The sequence below is a fragment of the Methylobacterium litchii genome, assembly GCF_038442315.1.
Classification (GTDB): Bacteria; Pseudomonadota; Alphaproteobacteria; order Rhizobiales; family Beijerinckiaceae; genus Methylobacterium; species Methylobacterium litchii.
On the sequence record NZ_JBBXMY010000019.1, the window covers coordinates 1 to 21,417 of the forward strand.

Consider the following 21,417-nt stretch of genomic DNA (forward strand, 5'->3'; position numbering starts at 1 on the left):
CGATCTTCCGGCAGTAAACCTTTCCCCAAAAGGGCGTATCCGGTATTAGCTCAAGTTTCCCTGAGTTATTCCGAACCAGAAGGCACGTTCCCACGCGTTACTCACCCGTCCGCCGCTGACACCCGAAGATGCCCGCTCGACTTGCATGTGTTAAGCCTGCCGCCAGCGTTCGCTCTGAGCCAGGATCAAACTCTCACGTTAAAGAGATTGATCTCAGCTGATCACAACATTTGACGAAGACTCACAAACGTTTCGGATGTTTCCATCCGAGGTTGTGAGTACGAAACGTTGGACAGCTTAGTCTCTTAGCGACCCGGCTTTCGCCAGGTCCGCAAGGACAAACGCCGTCCGCGTTTCTCTTTCTCAGATTTACTTTTCAAAGAGCGCCGCTCGTTTCAGCGAGCGATTTAGTCTCTAACAACTTCAAACCAGCTTGGCAAGTGCCTTGTTTGCTTGTCGTTGTCTTTAGAAGTCTGCCCTGGCGGCTCGCGATTGCTTGCTGGCCGCGTCGGGAGGCGGTCGTATAGGCTGGCGCGAATGGGCTGTCAATCGCACCTGGGAAGCCGCCGGCAAAAATCTCAGCCGGCTTCCGATGGCGCCATGGGCTTGAGATGGGGAGACCTCTCGCGCCTCGCCAGTCCGTTCCCGGCCCCCTCCCCTCCTCGCGCTGTCGCGCCTCAGTCGTGCCGTGGACGGGGCCACCTGCGCAGTCTTTGCGGTGGGAAACGCCGGGGCGACGATCCCATCACCTCTGAAAGTTGTGCGATGACAACGGCTTCGCGTCCCGGTGAGGGCGCGGACCATTCCGGACATAGGCGAGGCTCACCGCCCGGCAGGTACCCGATGATCGTCGTTCCCTTCATCGCGCTGTGCTTCAGTGTGCCGGTGGCGATGGGCCTGAGCCTGCTGTGGATCGCCACGACCGGCCATGCCGACCTGACACCGATGCCGCAGGATGCCGCGATCCTGGCCGCCGCGTCCGGCCTGATCAGCCTCGCCCTCGCCCTGCTGTCGCGGGTGCGTCGCCGCTGACGCAACCCTGGTCTGCTTCTCTCACCCTTCGGTGGGATTGGGCAGGTCCTGCGCGATCCGCCCGACCCGGTCGGTGAAGGGGAGGCGGATCGTGCAGCGCAGGCCGGTGGGCGCGAAGACCAACGACGTCTCGGCGCCCAACTCATAGGCGAGCAGGGTTTCCAGCACCTCCCGCCCGAAGCCGTGCCGCATCGCGGAGTCCGGGTCGATCGCCCCTCCCCGCTCGGTCCAGACGAGGGTGAGCATCCGCCCATCCGCCTCGTCCTCCACGTGCCAGCGCACCTCGACCGCGCCCGCCGGCACGTCGAGGGGCCCGTGCTCGACGGCGTTGCTGACGAGCTCGTGCATCGCCATCGCCATGGCCTGCGCGGGCTTCGGCCGCAGCCTGAGCGAAGGGCCCTCGATCACGGCACGCTCCCCCTCGCGGACGAGATGGAACATCAATTCCTCGGTGACGAGGAGGTGCAGGTCGGCCTCGCCGAACGCATCGGTGCGGCCGCGCATCCGCATCAACGAGTCGAGCCGGCCTTCCAGATGCGCGACGTAGCTCTCCACGTCGCGCGATGTCTCGGCCGAGCGCCACATCACCCGGCGCACCAGGGCCATCGTGTCCCGCAGCGCATGGCGCAGGTTGTCCGCGACGCCCGCCTCGTCGAGCAGCCGCCGCAGGCGGGCATTGTCGGCCTCCACCGCCGTGAGGCGGTCCCTCACGTCTCCCGGGTCAGTCATGGGCTGCCCTTCGTCATCCCGGTCGAAGTCGGACACCTCGGCTGTGCGACGCGCACTCATGCCTCGACGGGGGGTGGGTCCATGCCCACGGTGAAGTGGAGATAGGCGGGGTCGAAATGCGCCAGCTCCGCCAGCCGCAACGGGTCGTGGATCGTCAGGCGGCGGCTGCGCAGGGTAATCAGGCCCTGGGCGCGCAGCTCCTGCAATGTCCGGTTGATGTGAACGCTGGTCTGGCCGAGGGAATGGGCGAGGTCGTGCTGCGTCAGCGGCAGCGGGCAGGTCGTGCGCGTGGCGAGGCCGACAGCCGCGAGGCGGGCGCGCATCTCGCAGAACAGGTGGGCGAGGCGCTCGATGCCGGAGCGGCATCCGAGGCTGACGGTCCATTCCCGCTGGATCGCCGCCGTGGCCAGGGCTTCGCGCTGGAAGGCCCGGTCGAGGTTGGGGCTGCGCGCGGTCAGGCTCTCGAGGGCCGCCCCGGGGATCGAGGCGTAGACGACGGGGGTCACGGCGCTGATCGCGTGGTCCATCCGGTCGAGAAGGAAGATGTGCGGGTTGCAGGAATCGCCCGGCAAGAGCAGCGAGACGATCTGGCGGCGGCCATCGGCCAATTGCCGCGCGCGGCAGGCCCAGCCTTCCAGGATGACGTTGACCGCATGCGGGTCGTCGCCCTCGTCGATGATGTCGGCGCGGGCTGCGATGCTCCGGGCGGGGCCGAGCGCCTCCGCCAACCACATCCGGTCGGCCACCGAAAGCGGTACGTAGCGTGAAAGTTTTCCCGCTAGAGGATCGTGCATCGAACCCTATTGCGTCCGGATTTCGAATCCGGCCTACAGGATTCGCGGAACGCCGCACTCAAGTAGATCAGTCTTGCGTCGATCGCTTTTGAACGATTCTACTTCACGCGTGGCCAGGAGTGATCGTCCGCCGCGCGGTTTCCAGATGCCCCCGATGGGAAGGGCCGAAGCCTGACAGATCCAGGCCTCACGGTTTCCGGCGGCGGGAGGGTCGTGTAGGGGTCTGCCCTCCTCCCTCCTCCCCGGACAAGGCATGCAGGCGGTCCTGAACGCGGCGCTGCCGATCTTCGCGCTGATCCTGCTCGGCTTCCTGTGCGGGCGGTTCGGCGTCTTCACCCGCGAGGCGACCGACAACATCAACCGCTTCGCCATCTACCTCGCCCTGCCGGCGCTGATCTTCACCACCATGGCGCGGATCACGCCGGCCGAGATCGGGCAGTTCGGCTTCTCGGCGGCCTTCGCCCTCGGCATCGCGGCGACCTTCCTCATCGCCTACGGGCTCGGGCGGCGCCGGGGCGGCTCCGTCGCCGATGCCAGCATCGAGGGGCTGGATGCGGGCTACAGCAATGTCGGCTTCATGGGCATCCCGCTCTGCCTGCTGGTCTTCGGGCCGGAGGGCCTGCCGGCGGCGGTGATCGCCACCCTGTTCACTGCCTGCGTCCTGTTCCTCACCGCCATCGTGATGGTGGAGTTCGATCTGCGGCGGGGCGTCGACCGGGGCAGCACCGTGCGGCGGGTGCTGTTCTCGCTGCTGCGCAACCCGCTCTTCCTCGCGCCCATCGCCGGGCTCGCGGTGGGGCTCCCCGGTCTGCCGCTGCCCCTGCCCCTCGACACCTCCGCCAAGCTCCTCGGCGGCGCGGCCTCGCCCTGCGCGCTGATCTGCATCGGCCTGTTCCTGGCGCAGGAGAGCGGCGTGGCGGGGGACCGGAGGCTGATCTGGCTCCTCGTCGGGCTGAAGCTCGTCGTGCATCCGGCGCTGACGGCCCTCCTCGTCTATTACGTGTTCCCCGTGCCGCCCCTCTGGGCGCGGGCGGCGGTGCTGCTCAGCGCCCTGCCCATCGGTTCCGGGCCCTTCACCCTCGCCAAGCTCTACGGGCTGCAGGCGGGCGTCACCTCGGGGGCGATCCTCGTCTCCCACCTCGTTTCGGTCTTCACCGTGTCGGCCCTGGTGGCGTGGCTCGGCTGAGGCCGGTTCACGGGCCGGGCCGGGGCAGGTATGGGATGTGTTCGTACGGAGACCGGGACAACCCGGCTCCGGCCCCGCAAAGGGCTTTGGGAGGATGACGATGGATATCGCGGCGATGGAAGCTGCGGGCGCGGGCGGTCATGGGATCGGCCTGGACGGCCCGCCCCTGCGGGCGCGGGGGTGGCTCACGCGCCTCGACACCGCCATCGGCTGGCTCGTCGAGATCCCCGCCGCCCTCCTCGTGCTCGCCGAGATCGGCGTGCTGCTCTCCGGCGTCGTCAGCCGCTACGTCTTCCACGAACCGCTGATCTGGTCGGACGAACTCGCCGGCATCCTGTTCCTGTGGCTCGCCATGCTCGGCGCCGTCGTCGCCTTCCGCCGGGCCGAGCACATGCGCATGACCGCGCTCGTCGCCATGGCCGGGCCCCGCACCCGTGCGTTCCTCGAAACGCTCGCCCTCGTCGCCGGGCTCGTCTTCGTCAGCCTCGTCCTCCACCCGGCCTACGAGTTCGCCAGCGAGGAGGTCTTCGTCCAGACGCCGGCGCTGGAACTCAACAACGCGTGGCGCGCCGCCGCCCTGCCCGTCGGCTTCGGGTTGATGCTCCTCATCGCCCTCATCCGCCTCGCCGAGACCGCCGACTGGAAGGTGACGCTGGCGGCGCTGGCCACGGGCGGGGCCCTGGCCGGGGCGCTGGTGGCCGTGCAGCCCTTCCTGATGGACCTCGGCAACCTCAACCTGTTGCTGTTCTTCGTCCTCGGCGTCGGGATGCTGGTCTTCTCCGGCGTGCCCATCGCCTTCGCCTTCGGCCTCTCGACCTTTGCCTACGTGACGCTCACCACCGATGCCCCCTCCATGGTGGTGGTCGGGCGGATGGACGAGGGCATGAGCCATCTGATCCTCCTCGCCGTGCCGCTGTTCGTGTTCCTCGGCCTGCTGATCGAGATGACCGGCATGGCCAAGGCGATGGTCGGGTTCCTGGCGAGCCTGCTCGGGCATGTCCGCGGCGGCCTGCACTTCGTGCTGGTCGGGGCGATGTACCTCGTCTCGGGCATCTCCGGCTCCAAGGCCGCCGACATGGCCGCCGTCGCCCCGGTGCTGTTCCCGGAGATGAAGGCGCGCGGCGCCAAGGAGGGCGACCTCGTGGCGCTGCTCGCCGCGACTGGCGCGCAGACCGAGACGATCCCGCCCTCCATCGTGCTGATCACCATCGGCTCGGTCACGGGCGTCTCGATCACCGCTCTGTTCACCGGCGGGCTGATGCCCGGCGTGGTGCTGGCGGTGACGCTGTGCGCGCTGGTCTGGTGGCGCTACCGGGGCGAGGATCTGAGCCACGTCGCCCGGCCCTCCGGGGCGGTGATCGGCCGCTCGTTCCTCATCGCCCTGCCGGCCTTGGCCCTGCCCTTCGTGATCCGCTTCGCGGTGGTCGAGGGCATCGCCACGGCGACCGAAGTCTCGACCATCGGCATCGTCTACGCGGCGCTGGCGGGTCTGCTGATCTACCGGCAATTCGCCTGGGGGCGGCTCTACCCGATGCTGGTGACGACGGCGGCCCTGTCGGGGGCGATCCTGCTGATCATCGGCGCGGCCACCGGCATGGCCTGGGCGCTGACGCAATCGGGCTTCTCGCAGACGCTGGCGGTGGCGATGAAGAGCCTGCCGGGTGGGCCGCTCGGGTTCCTGCTGGTCTCGGCCGTGGCCTTCATCATCCTGGGTTCGGTGCTGGAGGGCATCCCGGCGGTGGTGCTGTTCGGGCCGCTGCTGTTCCCCATCGCCCGGGCGGTGGGGGTGCACGAGGTGCACTACGCGATGGTGGTGATCCTCGCGATGGGCGTCGGGCTGTTCGCCCCGCCCTTCGGGGTCGGCTACTACGCCGCCTGCGCGATCAGCCGGATCCACCCCGACGCGGGGATGCGGCCCATCGTCGGCTACATCCTGGCGCTGCTCGTCGGCCTGCTCGCGATCATCCTCGTGCCGTGGTTCTCCATCGGGTTCCTGTAGGGGCCGTCAGGGGGCCTCCAACGCGCTGATCTCGATGACGAACTTGCGCCGCATGGCGCGCGAGAAATCGCCGTAGCCCGCCGCCGCCAGGAGGAACGAGGTCGGCCCGCCGACCACATGGGCGCGGTACCATTGTTCGAGGCTCGTCCGGTCCTGCGGCAGCGGGGTCGGGCGCAGGCCGTAGCCGGGAGCCCGGTAGGCGCCCGCGCCGACCACGTCGTTCTCCCCCGGAACGAGGATCGGCAGCCCGTTGATCGTCGCGCCGAGCGCCAGGACATCCCTGCGCTCGGCCTCCATCGCGTCGGGGTCGGTGCAATTGTCGATTCCGTCCCCGGACACGTCCACGACGATCCGGTCGGCCGGCATCGGCATGGCCGGGATCACGCTGGCTGCCACAGTGCGGAACATCTGCCCGACGCAGGTGAACTCCCCCGCCTGACGGGGCGTCGCGCGCACCGCGGCCGCGGCGGCGGCAGCTTCCGCCTTGTTCGTGATGCGCCGCCACGGCACCGGCATCCCCGCCCGGTCGGCCCACGTCACCATGGCGAACAGGATACCGCCGGCATTGCCGGTGATCGCCGCCAGCACGCCCGGATCTTCCAGCGCCTCGGCGATGCCCTCCATCTGAAGCGTGAACCGGGCGTCGTCCACCGATTGAGACACGTCCACCGAGACGATGAGCGCGGTGGCCACAGATTCGGCCGCCCGCGCCGGGGCGGACCCGGCGAGGAGGGCGGCGAGGGCCGCGCTGGCGATCCGCCGGCTCATGCCTTCTCCGTGATGCGCACGGCGCAGCCGAGATGCCCCGCGACGAGGGCGCTCCCGCGCTCCCGGCCGAGCACCATGCAGGCGGTGGACAGCCCGTCCGCCATCAGCCCGGTCGGGGCCGTCACCGTGACCGAGGCGAGGCCGCGCGGCGAGAAGCCGGTGGCGGGATCGAAGATGTGGTGGTCGGCGAAATCGGCCGAGAAGGCCATGTTGTAATCGCCCGAGGTCGCCGCGAACCCGGTGAACGGCGCGATCACCGCCGCGACCTCGCCCTTCCGGCGCGGGTCGGCGAGGCCGAGACGCCAAGGCGAACCGTCCGCATGGGTGCCGGCGGCGCCGAACTCGCCCGTGTCGACGAAGGCATCCGCGACGCCCCGTGCGCGCAGCGCCGCCATCACGACATCGGCCGCGTAGCCCTGCACCACGGCGTTGAGCGTCACTTCGGTCCCCGGTTCCAGCACGATCGCCTCCGGCGACAGATTCACCCGCCGCCAGCCGACCCGCGCGAGGCAGTGCCGCACGGCTTCCGGATCGGGCCGCCCTCCCCCCTCCGCCGCCCGCGACCAGAGCGGCCAGAGGGGCTGCACGGTGGGGTCGAAGGCGCCGCCGGTCGTCTCGGCGAGCGTCAGGGCGAAGGCGAGCATCGTCGCGAGATGCTTCGGCGGCGCGTCGAGCCGGCCCTCGCGGTTGAGGCGGGACAGGGCGCTGTCGGGGCGGAACAGGCTCGCCTCGTGCTCCACCGCGCGCATCGCGGCGACGCCCTCGGTAAGGGCCGCCTCCAGGACGTCGGGATCGGGGCCGGCGGCGGTGAGGGAGATGGTGGTGCCGAAGGCGAGCCCGGCGCGGCTGCGCGCGACGAGCCCCCGCGCGGTGGCACGGGCGCGGAACCCCGCGACCCCAGCGGCGGCGAGGCCGCAGGCGCCGAGCACGGCGCGGCGGCGGGTCAGGCGGGCGCTCATCGAACCGCCGCCACCGGGCGCGGGACGATCCGCTTGGCGTGGCGGCGGGCCACCACCTGCGGCACGCACTGCCCGGGATCGTGGATGATCGTCACGCAATCCATGCACTGGAAGCACTCGGGATAATCGATCCGCCCGTCCTGGGCGATGGCGCCGTAGCGGCAGCGGACCTTGCAGAGCTGGCAGGGCGTTCCGCATTCCGCCCGGCGGGGGATCCAGTCCAGGATCCGCAGGCGTCCGCCGACCGCGAGCGCCGCGCCGAGCGGGCAGAGGTAACGGCAGAAGCCCTTGTAGACGAACAGGTTGAGGGCCAGCAGCCCGACCGCGTAGGCCACGAAGGGCCAGCTTCGCAGGAAGGACAAGGTGATCGCCGTCTTGAATGGCTCGACCTCCGCCATGGCGTCGGCGGCGGGCGAGTTCAGGGCGGTCGCGGCGAGGAGGCCGGCGAGCACGCCGTACTTCACCTTGCGCAACGCCCTGTCGAGGCGCGGCGGCACGGTGACTTGGCGGAGTCTCAGGGGCCGCGACAGCCACGCGACGAGCTCCTGCATCGCCCCGAACGGGCAGAGCCAGCCGCAGAAGGTGCCCCGGCCCCACAGGACGAGGCTCGCCAGCACGAAGGCCCAGAGCACCAGCGAGGGCGGATCGTAGAGCAGGAAGGCGAAATCGTGGGTGCGGAGCGCGGCCCGCACCAGCCCCATCAGGGTGACGATGGAGAGCTGCGCCTGCGCCGCGTAGCCCACGAAGCCCACCGTGACGGCGAGGAACGCGAGGCGGAAGGCGGGGAAGCGCCTCGCATCGGCCACGAGCGCCTTCTGCCGCGCCAGGACCGGCACGAGGAGCGCCAGCATCGCGCCGAGACCAAGGAGCGTGGGCACACGGGCGCGCCAGGATTCCGTCCAGTCCGGCCCGTCCTGCGCGGCGACGCGCAGGAACAGGTCGGCGGGCAGTTTGGTCTCCACGCTGAAGTCGCGGGCGATCTTTTCGGACAGGATCTGTCCGCGCTCGCGGACGATCTTCTCGGTGACGGTGAAGGGCGCGGACGGGTCGAACCCGGCGGCGGAATCGATCCGCAGGATCGTCCAGTCGCCGGCCGGCAGGCCCCGGTCGAGGCCGGCGCCCCGCCGCTCCACCGCCATGTCGCGGGCGTTGACCACGAGGCCGCCCTGCGAGACCGTCAGCCGCTCCGGCACCGCGCCGAGCACGAAGGTCTCGCCCAGCGGGTTCTCGGCGGCGTCGGCGGGGCCGGCATTCAGCACCATCACCGCGTGGTTGCCGGGGCCGAGTTCGCGTATCAGCGCCTCGAACCGGGCGGGCCCGAGGAGGTTGCGGCCGATCGTCGGCACATCGAGCAGCGCCACGGTGAGGTCGCTGACCACGTCCTCCGGCGCGCCCTCCCCCGCCTCCTCGACGCCCGTCCCCCGGAAGGCCTTCGTCACCTGCGCCCGCGTGAGCGTCAGCTGCGTCACGAGGCCCCGCGCCTGGAGCGCGTCGAGGGTCAGGGGCTCGAAGAGATCGGGCTTGGCTTCGACGCTCAGGCCGACATTGGCCGCGCCGAAGCCGAGCTTGCCCCGCGCCACCGCCAGCGCGGAGGCGAGGATCGATTGGTTGATCGTCCGCGTGGAGGCCGTCGCCATGGCGATGCCGTCCACCGTGCTCTGCGGCGAGGCGCCGGAACCCCGGGCGTTGGGCCGCCCGACGCGGATCGGCTGGCGGGCGGACAGGCCGACATATTGCTCCACGAAGGCGAAGAGCGGCTCCGAGCCGAGCCCTTCGAGGAAGACCGGCTCCTTGTGCGAGAGCACCGTCACGTCGCGAAAGGTGCCGTCCGGGGCGAGGGCGATCAGCAGGTCCGGGGGCGTGCCGCCGAAGCCGGGGATCGGCGCGAAATCGACGGATTCGAAGGCGTAGGCGAAGACCTCGTAGGAGCCCGCCTGCTGCTTGAGGATCGGCCAGACCGGGAGCGTGTCGTCCTTCTCGCCGACCACCAGCGGCGGCGGGAAATGGCGGGCGATCCCCGCGCGGTCGAGTTCGCCGGCCGAGGCGCCGCCGCAGAGCCGCGCGACGACGAGGATCGCCACGAGCATGGCCATCCATCCGGTGCGCCGAACGCCGGACACTCGCATCCGCTGCCGTCTCCGGGACGGCGCCGCGCCGCCCCCCGCGTTTCCTCGATCGTTGCCGCCACGATAGGGCGCGCGCGCCTCGCCCCGATATTGGACCAAAGGCCAGGGCCGGCTCCCCGGTTTCAGGCCCGCCACGGGAGCGTGACTTGCGCTTCACGGGCCATCAAACAATCGAAGGTTGTTTTGGCGCGGTCTTTCCAACTATTGATCTGTATTTTCATGTTTTAATTTTGCAACAACTGGACTTTTCACGCAGATCGTCCGGGATTTTAGTTTTAGAATCGGATGTCGGTGCGCTTAGCTCTCTGGTGTCGGATGCATGCCGGACGTTCGGAGTCCCGAACACGGCGGCAGCCCGGCGACGGCATTCGCATGGCGCCGCTCGTGAAGGGGCACAGGCGTCGATGCCTTTGGCAGCCATGGTCGTGACCGAATGAGTTCTTCGCATTCCGGGACCAACAGAGGAATTCGAAGATTTCAGCGGCCGAAAGATTGGAGAAAGTGATGAGTCATCTGAAGACTTGGCTGCTCGGCTCGGCCGCAGCCTTGGCCTCGGTCGGCGCCGCCCAGGCCGCCGACCTGCCGGTGAAGAAGGCCACCCCGGTCGAGTTCGTGCGCGTCTGCTCGGCCTACGGCGCCGGCTTCTTCTACATCCCCGGCACCGACACCTGCCTGCGCCTCTCGGGCCGCGCCCGCTTCGACTACGGCTTCCAGGCCCCCCTCGGCCGTGGCCAGGGCAACGGTGACTACAGCGGTTACCGCGGTCTCGCCCGCATCAACCTCGATGCCCGCACCCAGACCGGTTACGGCACGCTGCGCGCCTTCCTGCGCGTCGAGGCCGCCAGCCGCACCGGCATCCCGACCCTGCATTCCGGCACGCAGATCCGCGGCGCCAACGCGTTCCCCGGCACCGGCATCGACCAGTACGGCCGCGTCGAGCAGTACTTCAACACCGACAAGGCGTTCGTGCAGTTCGCCGGCCTGACCGCCGGTCGCGCGTCCTCGTTCTTCGACTTCTACGCCCACGACTTCGAGTATGTCGGCGCGACGTCGGGCTCGGACGTGTCGTCCACGAACCTCCTCGCCTACACCGCCGCCCTGGGCAACGGCTTCTCCGCCACGCTCTCGGTCGAAGACCCGAGCTTCCGCCGCACCCCGATCTACGCGCCGACTGCGGCTGCCGGCGCGCCCGTGGGCAACACCTCGACGCAGATCTTCGGTCAGGCCAACTCGCTGATCCCGGTCGTCCTCGGCGTCGACGCCACCGGCCGTCCGGTGGGCTACGGCTTCACCGATGGCATCCAGCGCAACCGCATGCCGGACTTCGTCGGCGTGCTGCGCTTCGACCAGTCCTGGGGTTCGGCCCAGGTGTCCGGTGCCGTCCATGAGCTGAACACCGGCAACGTCATCCCGCAGGGCGGCTTCCTCGGCTTCAACAGCGACGGCGCCCCCCTCAACGCGACGACCGCCAGCGCCCAGCGCACCAAGAGCGAGTACGGCTGGGCCGTGCAGGGTGGCCTGAAGGTCAACGCCCCGTTCATCGCGCCGGGCGATGCCTTCTACCTCCAGGGTGCCTATGCGGAAGGTGCTCAGTCCTACACCGGCAACTCGGCCTATCCGGGTGGCTATGCGAGCAACGCGACCTCGGTCCAGGGCGCGTCGTTCAACCAGTACTTCGCCGACGCGACGATCAACCCGTTCACCAACCAGTTGCAGCTGTCGAAGAGCTTCTCGGTGGTGGGCTCGTTCCTGCACTATTGGACGCCGGAATGGCGTTCGGCGTTTTTCGCCTCCTATGGTGAGAACAGCTTCGCCGCCAGCGCCCGCGCCGCCCAGGGTGCGTATTACGGCTTCATCCCCGCGGCCGGCGGCACCAATGCCGGCAGCACGGTCCTCTCCGCCGCCGGCGTCGGCGTTCCGGGCACCCGGTATTACTCCCTCAACGGCGTCCTGCGGGACACCTACTCGGTCTATGCCGGTGCCAACCTGATCTGGTCCCCGGTCAAGGATCTCGATATCGGCGTCGAGGGTCTGTACGCCCAGTACGGCGTGAAGAGCGGCCGGGTGCTCGACACCCAGAAGTTCAGCTACAGCGCGGCCTACGTGAACAACCCTGCGAACGCCGTGAAGACGGTCTCCAGCACGGACGTGTTCCAGGCGCGCTTCCGCGTGCAGCGCGACTTCTGATCGCGAACGGCCGCGCCCTCCGGCCCATCCGCCGGAGGGCGCGGCGCAGTCAGCCTTCCTTGCTAAGAGACCGACTCGGACATTTCCCCCGATCCCAGGATCACGGGAAATGTCCCATTTGCGTTCCGGGGGTCAGGCGGCGGGGAAGCCGTTCTGGCTCTTGTCGAAATCGAGATAGGCGGTCTCGATCACGATCTGCGTCCGGCTGATCACTTCGAGCTTGCGCAGGATCTCGGAGACATGCGCCTTCACGGTGGAGTCGCCGACCTGCAATTCGTGGGCGATCTGCTTGTTGAGCTTGCCCTGGCGGATCATCATCAGCACCCGCATCTGCTGCGGCGTCAGCCGGGCGATGCGCTCGGCGAGGGGCGACTTGCGGTTCGCGGCCGGCTCCGGCGCCCCCGCGAGGTCGGGGGGCGTGAACAGCGCGCCGTTCATCACCTCGGAGATGGCCCGCGTCAGGGTCGCCTTGTCGACTGCCTTGGGCACGAAGCCGGAGGCCCCACGCTGCAGCGCCTCGCGCATGATGCGCGGATCCTCGATGCCGGAGACGATCAGCACCGGCACGCGGGGGAAGCGGGCGCGGATCGTCACGAGGCCGTCGAAGCCGGAGACGCCCTGCATTGAGAGGTCGAGGAGGATCAGGTCGATGCCGGTCTCGCGGCCCAGCACCTCGCAGGCGCCGCGGATCCCGTCCGCCTCGTGCAGGGCGGCATCGGGAAAGGCGAGGGTGATGGCGCTGGCCAGCGCCTCGCGGAAGAGCGGATGGTCATCGACGATCAGCAACTGCATCCCGGCTACCCCACTCTGCGCCCCCTCGCCCTGAGAGGCGAGAACCATAGCGCCGGTCGCGGCGCGGACAGAAGCGGCAGGCGTATCGGCTTCCGGCGAGGGCGTCAGCATGGGTCTCGTCGCGATCATGCCGGGGGTGGGGGTCGTCGGATCTCGTCCCCGGCCGGCGTGGGACGCCGGCCGGGGCACTGAGTCGGGCGGGACCGGGGAGCGGTCCCGCCGCTGGCGTCGTCTTACCGCGACGCGACCTTCTTCGGCAGCTTGAACGCCCAGAAGCTGCCGCCCTGGTTGATGCCGGCCGTGGTCTTGGCGACTTCGCCGCCCCAGAGCGGCACCGCGCCGCCCCAGCCGGCGGTGACGCCGACCCACTGCTCGCCATCCTGCTCCCAGGTGATCGGGGAGGACACGACGCCCGTGCCGACCTGGAACTTCCACAGTTCCTCGCCGGTCTTGGCGTCGAAGGCCTTCAGGAAGCCCTCGGGGGTGCCGGTGAAGACTAGCCCGCCGCCCGTGGTGAGAATGCCGGCCCAGAGCGGGGCCTTGTTCTTGTATTCCCATGCGACCTTGCCGGTGGCCGGGTCGATGGCCTTGAGGGAGCCGATATGGTCCTCGAAGGTCGGCTTGATGGTGAAGCCGGCGCCGAGATAGGCCGCGCCCTTCTTGTAGTTCACCGGCTCGTTCCAGATATCCATGCCCCACTCGTTGGAGGGGATGTAGAACAGCTTGGTGTCGGGGCTGTAGCCGATCGGGTTCCAGTTCTTGCCGCCGAGGAAGCCCGGCACGGCGAAGACGGACTTGCCCTTCTTCTCGTCGCCGGTCGCCTGGCTCGGGTCGCCCGGCCGGTTCTCGGGGTTGTAGATCGGGCGGCCGTCCTTATCGATGCCGCTCGCCCAGTTGATCTTGTTCACGAAGGGCGTGGCCGAGATGAACTTCCCGTTGGTCCGGTCGAGGACGTAGAAGAACCCGTTCCGGTCGGCGGTGGCGCCGGCCTTCACGGTCTTGCCGTCCTTCTGCATCTCGAACGGCACGAACTCGTTCACACCGTCGAAGTCCCAGCCGTCGTGCGGCGTGGTCTGGAAGCCCCACACGATCTCGCCGTTGTCGGGGTTGATGGCGAGGCGCGAGGCCGACCACTTGTTGTCGCCCGGCCGCAGCCAGGAGTTCCACGGGCCCGGGTTGCCGGTGCCGACATAGATCATGTTCAATTCGGGATCGTAGGTGCCGCCGAGCCAGGTGGCGCCGCCGCCGAACTTCCACATGTCGCCGGGCCAGGTCTCGTTGGTCTTGCCCGTCATGGTGGAGGGCTTGCCGTTCAGCTCGCCCATGTGGCCCTCGATGACGGGGCGCTTCCACACGATCTCGCCGGTCTCGGCATCGCGGGCCTCGATGCGGCCGACCACGCCGAACTCGCCGCCGGACACGCCCGTGATGATCTTGCCCTTCACGATCATCGGCGCAGCGGTGTAGCTGTAGCCGGACTTGAAGTCGTCGATGTCCTTGCGCCACGCGACCTTGCCAGTCTTGGCGTTCAGCGCCACCAGCTTGGCGTCGAGGGTGCCGAAATAGATGTTGTCCTTGTAGAGGGCGGCGCCGCGGTTCACCACGTCACAGCAGGGCAGGATGCCTTCCGGCAAGCGGGCATTGTATTCCCACTTCTTCTCGCCGGTGCGCGAGTCGACCGCGTAGAGCCGCGAATAGGAGCCGGTCACGTAGAGCGTGCCGTCCTTCACCAGCGCCTGGCTCTCCTGGCCGCGCTGCTTCTCGCCGCCGAAGGAGAAGGACCACGCCGGGACGAGGGTCTTCACGGTCTCCTTGTCGATGGCCTTGAGCGGGCTGTAGCGCTGGCCCTTCGGCCCGAGCCCGTAGGTGACGACGTCGCCGGGGGTCTTGGCGTCGTTGATGATATCCTGCTCGGTCACCCCGCCGCCCGAGGCCGCGGCCGTCTCCGGCTCCTTGGCCGAAGCCGACAGGCTCGCCGCGCCGGCGGCGAGGGCGGCGAGCCCCACGGCCGCGAGAAACTGCGTGCGCATTCTCATGACATCTCCTCCGGTGAATCCCGATGGCCGGTGGGGTTCGGACCCCTTTTGACGGGCGGCCTTTCGCGACGATCAGAGTAAGATGAGTCTTGGCGTCGGGTTATTGGCCATAAGTCTAATCTTAGAATCAATATTCCGAACGCTGATGTGATCGCGGTTGAATGAATACGTTGCTCCCGCCGCCTTGCGGCGACGGGGCGAAGCATTCAGGCCGGGGCGGCGCCGGTCAGTAGCCGGCGGGCGGTTCGTAGCTCACGCCGTGCTTGGCGAAGATGCCCTTCATCGTGCCGTTGTCGATCATCGCGGTCATCGCATCGCCGATCGCGTAGCCGAGATCGCGCGAATCGCTCTTCACCGCGCCGCAGAGTTCCCACGACGTCTTGATCGGTCCGGCGAGCTTCACCTGCGTGAGGCCGATCCCCTCCTTCGCCGTGCCCGAGGCGGAGAGCGCCCCCTCGATCTCGGAGCGGGTGCCGGCCAGGATCGGCGCGTCCCCGGCGAGAAAGGCCTTGGCCGCCTCCTCGAAGGTCTTGAAGTGCTTCAGGTTCTTGCGAAGCTGACCGCCATTGGCGGTGAGCAGCATCGCGTCGGAGGCGCTGTTGCCCTCGACGTCGATGGGCGTCTCGCCGACATCGCCGAGGGTCTCGAAATCCTCCGTCGCGCCCTTGCGCCAAGCCAGGGCGATGCGCTGCTGCAGGTAGGGGCGCGTGGTGAAGATCTGCTCGTTGCGCTGGGCGAAGATGCGGTCGGCCGGCACGTGCAGCATCACGTCCGACAGGGCCGAGCCCGCGAGGTCGCCGCGCCACAGGGCGAGGCGCAGGTCGCCGTCGGAATTCTCGCCCGCATCCACGAGGCGCAGGTCGAGCTTCAGCTTCAGCGCGTCCGCCAGCGCCTGGGCGAGGTCCACCTCGATGCCGGTGGGCTTGCCGTCCTTGCGGGCGGAGAACGGGGCGTTGTCGTCGTAGAGCGCGACCCGCAGGGTCCCGTCCGCGCGCACTTCATCCATGGGACGGGAGAGGGCCGGGGCCGCCGCCAGCAGCCAGGAGGCCGCCAGGAGCAGGGAGCGCCGTCGCAGCGAGGGGGTCATCCGGCCGCGCTCAATTGTCGACGTGCTGGGCTTCGATGTAGCTGCGGATCGCCCACAGCCCCTCCTGCGAGATCACCCCCGCGAAGACCGGCATCTTGGTCATCCCGTCGATGATCGCGCCGTGGGTGACGCGCTCCTTGAACCACTCGTCGCCCTCCTTGCCCTTCTCCAGGTAGCGAAGATCGGGGGCGAGGCCGCCGGAGATCACCTCCAGGCCGTGGCAGCGGGCGCAATTCTGGTTGTAGGCGGAGGAGCCGATCTTCACCGCGTGCTCGTTGCCGCGATAGGGGTTCTCGTCGCGCCACGTCTCGCCGAGGGGGGGCAGGCCGTCCGTGTTGACCGGCTGGGGCTGCACGTCCCCGTGGCCGAGGACGGCGCCGCTCGACACCAGGAGCGCGGCCAGCATGCCGCCCGCGAGCGCAAGCCTTCTCGACATCGTGTTCCTCCGTAGCGGCCATCGGCCGTCATCCGCCGTCCATTCGGGCGGCTGTTTGAAGGAAGGCTATCAAGCCGGGGGGCACGAACCCATTGTGCTTTGGTCCAAGGGCCGTCTTCCAAGCCTGGAAACCGTATCGAGCCCGCACCTTGGTCCTATTTCCCCAGGCGAATGCCGGCTCTATGCCAGGGTTCAACAACGATCCGACGGGTGGAAACGAGAACAGCCGGATGCGGACGGCGACCGAGGCATGGAGCCGGGGACGGAGACTTGCGCGCTGGAGCGCCGGGTTCCTGGCGGCCGGTCTCCTCGCCATGCCGGCGGCGCTTGCGGGACAGCCGGTGGGCGTCGCCTATCTCGAACGGCGGATCGAGCGGCCGAACCCCCTGAACAACGAGGATCCGGTTCCCGCTGACGAGGGGCTGAAGGGCGCCGAACTCGGCCTGCGCGACTCGAACGCCACCGGGCGGTTCGTCGGCCTCTCCCTCTCCCTGGCGAGCAAGGTGGTGGAGCCCGGCGGCGACATCCGCGCCGCCCTGGCCGAACTGCTCGCCGGCAAGGACCGGCCGCAATTCGTGGTGGTCAACGCCCCCGCCGCCGACCTTCTGGCCCTGGCCGATGCCCCCGAGGCGAAGGACCTCGTGCTCCTCAATGTCGGCGCCACCGACACCGCCCTGCGCGATGCCGAGTGCCGCAGGCGGGTGCTGCACGTCATCCCCTCGCGGGCGATGCTGACGGATGCCCTCGTTCAGCTGCTGGTGTTCAAGCGCTGGACGCGCATCCTGCTCGTTTCCGGGCCGGACACGGCGGACGGGCTCTACGCGGACTCCCTGAAGCGCAGCGCCCGGAAGTTCGGGGCGCGGGTCGTCGCGGAGACCAAGTTCGACGCACGGGGCGCGGATCTGCGCGACAGCGCGCTGCGGGAATTCGCCCTCGCCACGCGCGGGCCCGAGCACGACGTGGTCGCGGTGGCCGACGAGGCGGGCGAGTTCGGCACGAACCTCGTCTACAACACGGAATCCCCTCGCCCGGTGGTGGGCACGCAGGGCCTCTCCCCCGCCGCCTGGGGCCGGGCGGTGGAGGCCTGGGCCGCCGCGCAATTGCAGCAGCGGTTCCGCAAGCTCGCCGGGCGGACCATGAACTCCGTCGATTGGGCGGGCTGGATGGCCGTCCACGCGGTGGGCGAGGCGGCGGTGAAGCTCAAATCCGCCGATCCGGCCGCCATCGCCAAGCTGATGCTCGATCCCGCCTTCGAGGTCGGCGGCTTCAAGGGGCGGGCGCTCAGCTTCCGCGCCTGGAACGGGCAGTTGCGCCAGCCCCTCTACCTGCTCTGGCCCGGGGCGGTCGTCGGCACGGCGCCGGTCGAGGGCTTCCTCCACCGCGCCACCGAACTCGACACGCTGGGTCTCGACCGGCCCGAGAGCGCCTGCAGGGCCTTCGGAGGATGACATGACGCGCGGTCTTTCCGCCCACGCCACCCTGATGGCCTTCCTTCTCCACTTCGCGCCCGCGCAGGCCGCCGAGATCTACGTCACCAACGAGCGCGACAACACGGTCTCGGTGATCGACACCGGGACCTACGCGGTGACGCGCACCTTCCCCGTGGGCCGGCGCCCGCGCGGGGTGGTGTTCTCGAAGGACGGCACGCGCCTCTTCGTCTGCGCCAGCGATTCCGATTCCGTGCAGGTCATCGATCCCGACAGCGGCAAGCTCCTCACCGATCTGCCCTCCGGCGAGGACCCGGAGCAATTCGCCCTCGCCCCCGACGGGCGCACCCTGTTCATCGCCAACGAGAACAACGCCACCACGACGGTGGTCGATGTCGAAACCAAGCATGTGAAGGCGCAGATCGACGTCGGCATCGAGCCCGAGGGCATGGCCGTCAGCCCGGACGGCAGGATCGCGGTAACGACCTCCGAGACCACGAACATGGTCCACTGGATCGACGTGGCGACGCTCACCGCCATCGACGCGACGCAGGTGGACCAGCGCCCGCGCCACGCGGAATTCTCGAAGGACGGCAAGACCCTGTGGGTGTCCTCCGAGATCGGCGGGACCGTCGCGGTGATCGACGTGGCGACCCGCAAGGTGGAGAAGACGATTGCCTTCGAGATCAAGGGCGTCGCCTCCGACCGGATCCAGCCGGTGGGGATCAGCCTCACCGACGACGGGCGCCTCGCCTTCGTGGCGCTCGGCCCCTCCGACCGGGTCGCGGTGGTGGATGCCAGGACCTTCGAGGTGAAGAGCTACATCCTCGTCGGGCGGCGGGTCTGGCACATCGCGATCACCCCGGAGCAGGACAGGCTCATCACCACGAACGGCGTGTCGGGGGATGTGACGGTGATCGACGTGCCGTCGCTCAAGGCGATCAAGACGGTGAAGGTCGGGCGCTTCCCGTGGGGGGCCGCCATCCGCCCCTCCCCCGCGCGGGGCGAGGCCGCCGCCGGCAAGTAATCGGCCAGCGAAGGGGCGGGATGGACGATCGGTGCGGTTTGCAACAATCCCCGTTGCGGACATATAGTTCATCCCACGAGGGCCGCCGGGCGAGAGCGGCCCCGAGCGGGAGTGACGCCGTGATCGATGGAACGCGGATGCGTTCGCATCTCTGCGGGATCCAGTCTGCCTGGACCGAGGCGTCCGACGTGCGCGAGGCCGTGGCCTCCGTCGCCGCGCTCCTCGACCGTGAGCCGATCGGCCATCTGCTCGTCTTCTTCTCGCCCGCCTACGATGCGGGGGATCTCGTCGCGGCGGTGAAGGCGCATTTCCCCGGCGTGACGCTGCAAGGCTGCAGTTCCTCCGGCGGGATCAGCCCGGCCGGCGCCATCGACCGGGGGCTCGTCGCCATCGCCTTCCCCCGCCGGGGCTTCCGCATCGTCAGCGACGTGCTTACCCGGATCGATTGCCTGGACGTCGCCCGCACCGCGACCGCCGTGCGCAGCCTGCGCCGGCAGCTCGACCAGATCCGGGTCGATCCGGTACCCGGCAGCCAATTCGCTCTCTCGCTCATCGACGCGCTCTCCAATGCGGAGGAGACGGTGGTCTCGGCCGTGGCCTGGGCGCTCGACGGCATCCCCCTGGTCGGCGGATCGGCGGGGGACGACCTCGCCTTCGCCGGGACGGTGCTCATCCACGATGGGGCGATCCACACCAACGCGGCGGTGCTGATCCTCGTGGAGACGGATTTCCCGATCCGCATCTTCAAGAGCGACAACTTCGCTCCGACCCAGCGCAAGTTCGTCGTGACCGCCGCCTCCGAGGAGCATCGGCGGGTCTACGAACTCAACGCCGAGCCGGCGGCGCGGGAATACGCCAAGGCGGTGGGGCTCGATCCCGAGCACCTGACGCCGATGAGCTTTGCCGCCTATCCCCTCGCGGTGAAGGTCGGGGGTGAATATTATTGCCGGTCGATCAGCCGGGTGGAGCCGGACGGCTCGCTCACCCTGTTCTGCGCGATCAGCGAGGGCGCGGTGCTGACGCTGGCCCAGCCGCACGACATCGTGGAGGCGACGCGGGCGGAACTCTCCGACCTCGACGAGACCCTGGGCGGCCTCGACCTCGTGATCGGGTTCGATTGCGTGCTGCGCCGCCTCGACGCCGAGAGCCGGCAATGCCGCCACCGCATCTCGGACCTCTACAGCCGCTACGGCGTGGTCGGGTTCGAGACCTACGGCGAGCAATACCGCTCGATGCACCTGAACCAGACCTTCACCGGCATCGCCATCGGCCGGAACCATCCGGCGTGAGCGGGACGGCCATGGTCGCGGAGGCGGAGGGCGAGAGCCGCGAAGCCCTGACGCGCCGCATCGAGAAGCTGGAGCGCATCAACGCTGCCCTCATGGCCCATGTCGAGCGGACCATGGACCAGCAGGGCGGCGCCTACGCCCTGTTCCAGACCGCGATCATGCTCGAAGGCCGCGTCCGCTCGCGCACGGAGGAACTGACCTCCCTGATGAAGAGCTTGGAGACCTCGAACTCGGCTTTGCAATCGGCCAAGGACGAGGCGGAGACGGCCAACCGCTCGAAGACGCGCTTCCTCGCCGCCGCGAGCCACGACCTGCTCCAGCCCCTCAACGCGGCCCGGCTCTCCCTCTCGGCGCTGGCCGACCTCGCCCCCGGCCCGGAGGCGCAGACCGTCGCGGGTCAGGTGGAGCGTGGTCTTCAGACCATCGAGGACCTGATCAAGGCCCTCATCGACATCTCGAAGCTCGATGCGGGCGCCGTGCGGCCGGTGATCAAGCCGGTGCGGCTCGCGGACCTCGTGGCGCATATCGAGGCGAGCTTCCGGCCCTTCGCCGAGCGCAAGGGCCTGCGCCTCCTCACCCGCGCCTGCGACGTGGTGGTGGCCACCGACGTGGCGCTGATGCAGCGGATCCTGCAGAACCTCGTCTCCAACGCCGTGCGCTACACGGAATCGGGCGGGGTGCTGATCGGCGTGCGCCGCCGGGGTGGCCTGTGCCGGATCGACGTGGTCGATTCCGGCCGGGGCATCCCGGAGGAGGAGCGCGACCTCGTCTTCGAGGAATTCTACCGGGGCACGGGCGACGGCGAGGATGCCGGTGGGCCGGGGCTGGGGCTCGGCCTCTCCATCGTCCAGCGCATGGCCTCGGCCCTGGGCCACCCGATTCAGTTGCATTCCCGGGTCGGGCGGGGGACGCGGATGAGCGTCGAGATTCCCCTCGCGCCGTCGGCCCCGGACGCGCCCGCGCACCCGGTGCCCGTCGCCACGACGCTGACCGGCGCGCGGGTGCTCGTCATCGAGAACGACGCTTCCACCGCCGAGGCGCTGGAACGGTTGCTGCGCGGCTGGGACGCCGAGGTAGAGAGCCACCGCGCCCTCTCCGGCGTGATCGACTCCCTGCGCAACGGGATGAAACGCCCGGACGTGATGATCATCGATTATCACCTGTCCGACGGCGCCACCGGCCTCGACGTGGTCGAGCACCTGCGGGAGGCGCGGGGCTGGGTGACGCCGGTCATCGTCGCGACCGCCGATTACAGCGTCGAGGTCGGCCGCCGCGTCGTGGAGGCCCAGGCCGAGCTGATGCTGAAGCCGGTGAAGCCGGCGCAGTTGCGCGCGCTCCTGGCCTACCTGCTGGCCTGACACTGTATCGGCTGAGGGGCTTCGACCGCTGCCACCGTCATTGCGAGCGGAGCGAAGCAATCCAGCCGGCGCCGCCCTGCCCGGAAAGGTCGCGCTCTGGATTGCTTCGGCTCCGCCTCGCAATGACGGCGTTGTGTTCGATCAGGGGGCCTATCCGGTCTGATACAAACAATTTGAGCGAACGG

General features: G+C 69.2%; 18 protein-coding genes and 1 rRNA gene. 9 read left to right on the forward strand and 10 right to left on the reverse strand.

All coding sequences use genetic code 11. The features are described from left to right. A 16S ribosomal RNA gene (locus AAHF99_RS23265) occupies nt 1-201 on the reverse strand; the annotation flags it as partial. A 642-nt stretch (nt 202-843) separates the two neighbouring features. On the opposite strand from AAHF99_RS23265, the gene AAHF99_RS23270 reads away from it, so the two are divergent. After that, nucleotides 844-1,032, forward strand: coding sequence for a hypothetical protein (locus AAHF99_RS23270; RefSeq protein WP_243951769.1), 189 nt, complete (start codon nt 844-846; stop codon nt 1,030-1,032). A 21-nt stretch (nt 1,033-1,053) separates the two neighbouring features. Here the strand turns inward: AAHF99_RS23270 and AAHF99_RS23275 are convergent, their stop codons facing one another. Beyond that, nucleotides 1,054-1,761, reverse strand: coding sequence for a sensor histidine kinase (locus AAHF99_RS23275; protein ID WP_342166783.1), 708 nt, complete (start codon nt 1,759-1,761; stop codon nt 1,054-1,056). A 56-nt stretch (nt 1,762-1,817) separates the two neighbouring features. Continuing rightward, nucleotides 1,818-2,555 carry a Crp/Fnr family transcriptional regulator gene (locus tag AAHF99_RS23280; protein ID WP_342166784.1) on the reverse strand — a complete coding sequence of 246 codons (738 nt, stop codon included), beginning with the start codon at nt 2,553-2,555 and terminating at the stop codon, nt 1,818-1,820. A gap of 253 nt (nt 2,556-2,808) precedes the next feature. Here AAHF99_RS23280 and AAHF99_RS23285 point away from each other — a divergent pair, with 253 nt between their 5' ends. Together AAHF99_RS23285 and AAHF99_RS23290 are read left to right on the forward strand one after the other, a co-directional pair. Continuing rightward, entirely contained in the window at nt 2,809-3,741 is a 933-nt protein-coding gene (locus AAHF99_RS23285) for an AEC family transporter (RefSeq protein ID WP_342166785.1), read from the forward strand. 94 nt (nt 3,742-3,835) lie between these two features. Continuing rightward, a complete protein-coding gene (locus AAHF99_RS23290) occupies nt 3,836-5,740 on the forward strand; it encodes a TRAP transporter large permease (protein WP_342166786.1) in 1,905 nt (634 codons plus the stop codon). A 6-nt stretch (nt 5,741-5,746) separates the two neighbouring features. On the opposite strand, the gene AAHF99_RS23295 is transcribed toward AAHF99_RS23290, so the two are convergent. Genes AAHF99_RS23295 through AAHF99_RS23305 form a run of 3 tightly spaced genes read right to left on the reverse strand, consistent with a single transcriptional unit; the run spans nt 5,747 to nt 9,554 of the window. Then, a complete protein-coding gene (locus AAHF99_RS23295) occupies nt 5,747-6,508 on the reverse strand; it encodes a DUF1194 domain-containing protein (protein WP_342166787.1) in 762 nt (253 codons plus the stop codon). Next, nucleotides 6,505-7,467 carry an FAD:protein FMN transferase gene (locus AAHF99_RS23300; protein WP_342166788.1) on the reverse strand — a complete coding sequence of 321 codons (963 nt, stop codon included), beginning with the start codon at nt 7,465-7,467 and terminating at the stop codon, nt 6,505-6,507. The genes AAHF99_RS23295 and AAHF99_RS23300 overlap by 4 nt, the downstream gene beginning before the upstream one ends. Further along, nucleotides 7,464-9,554 (reverse strand): 4Fe-4S binding protein, encoded by a 2,091-nt coding sequence (locus AAHF99_RS23305; RefSeq protein WP_412759935.1) that lies wholly within the window; start codon nt 9,552-9,554, stop codon nt 7,464-7,466. Before AAHF99_RS23305 ends, AAHF99_RS23300 begins: the two co-directional genes overlap by 4 nt. 185 nt (nt 9,555-9,739) lie before the next feature. Between AAHF99_RS23305 and AAHF99_RS23310 the strand changes: the two genes are divergently transcribed. Next, the gene (locus AAHF99_RS23310) at nt 9,740-10,030 is read left to right on the forward strand and encodes a hypothetical protein (protein ID WP_342166789.1); all 291 of its coding nucleotides are present in this window, start codon (nt 9,740-9,742) and stop codon (nt 10,028-10,030) included. Between the two features lie 67 nt (nt 10,031-10,097). Beyond that, nucleotides 10,098-11,780: a porin gene (locus AAHF99_RS23315; RefSeq protein WP_342166790.1), complete on the forward strand. Its 1,683-nt coding sequence runs from the start codon at nt 10,098-10,100 to the stop codon at nt 11,778-11,780. Between the two features lie 132 nt (nt 11,781-11,912). On the opposite strand, the gene AAHF99_RS23320 is transcribed toward AAHF99_RS23315, so the two are convergent. The 4 genes from AAHF99_RS23320 to pedF all read right to left on the reverse strand — a co-directional run bounded on the left by AAHF99_RS23320 (nt 11,913) and on the right by pedF (nt 16,131). After that, the gene (locus AAHF99_RS23320) at nt 11,913-12,572 is read right to left on the reverse strand and encodes a response regulator (protein ID WP_243952672.1); all 660 of its coding nucleotides are present in this window, start codon (nt 12,570-12,572) and stop codon (nt 11,913-11,915) included. Between the two features lie 233 nt (nt 12,573-12,805). Further along, nucleotides 12,806-14,608, reverse strand: coding sequence for a PQQ-dependent methanol/ethanol family dehydrogenase (locus tag AAHF99_RS23325; protein WP_342166791.1), 1,803 nt, complete (start codon nt 14,606-14,608; stop codon nt 12,806-12,808). A gap of 226 nt (nt 14,609-14,834) precedes the next feature. Further along, the gene (locus AAHF99_RS23330) at nt 14,835-15,695 is read right to left on the reverse strand and encodes a substrate-binding periplasmic protein (RefSeq protein WP_342166792.1); all 861 of its coding nucleotides are present in this window, start codon (nt 15,693-15,695) and stop codon (nt 14,835-14,837) included. A 10-nt stretch (nt 15,696-15,705) separates the two neighbouring features. Beyond that, nucleotides 15,706-16,131, reverse strand: a complete 426-nt coding sequence (pedF, locus tag AAHF99_RS23335) for a cytochrome c-550 PedF (protein ID WP_342166793.1) — start codon at nt 16,129-16,131, stop codon at nt 15,706-15,708. Between the two features lie 230 nt (nt 16,132-16,361). Between pedF and AAHF99_RS23340 the strand changes: the two genes are divergently transcribed. The 4 genes from AAHF99_RS23340 to AAHF99_RS23355 all read left to right on the forward strand — a co-directional run bounded on the left by AAHF99_RS23340 (nt 16,362) and on the right by AAHF99_RS23355 (nt 21,232). Beyond that, nucleotides 16,362-17,579, forward strand: a complete 1,218-nt coding sequence (locus AAHF99_RS23340) for an ABC transporter substrate-binding protein (protein ID WP_342166794.1) — start codon at nt 16,362-16,364, stop codon at nt 17,577-17,579. A gap of 1 nt (nt 17,580) precedes the next feature. Further along, nucleotides 17,581-18,585 carry a YVTN family beta-propeller repeat protein gene (locus tag AAHF99_RS23345; protein ID WP_342166795.1) on the forward strand — a complete coding sequence of 335 codons (1,005 nt, stop codon included), beginning with the start codon at nt 17,581-17,583 and terminating at the stop codon, nt 18,583-18,585. 119 nt (nt 18,586-18,704) lie between these two features. Beyond that, a complete protein-coding gene (locus AAHF99_RS23350) occupies nt 18,705-19,874 on the forward strand; it encodes an FIST N-terminal domain-containing protein (RefSeq protein ID WP_342166796.1) in 1,170 nt (389 codons plus the stop codon). Between the two features lie 11 nt (nt 19,875-19,885). Further along, a complete protein-coding gene (locus tag AAHF99_RS23355) occupies nt 19,886-21,232 on the forward strand; it encodes an ATP-binding response regulator (RefSeq protein ID WP_342166828.1) in 1,347 nt (448 codons plus the stop codon). Nucleotides 21,233-21,417 lie beyond the last annotated feature (185 nt).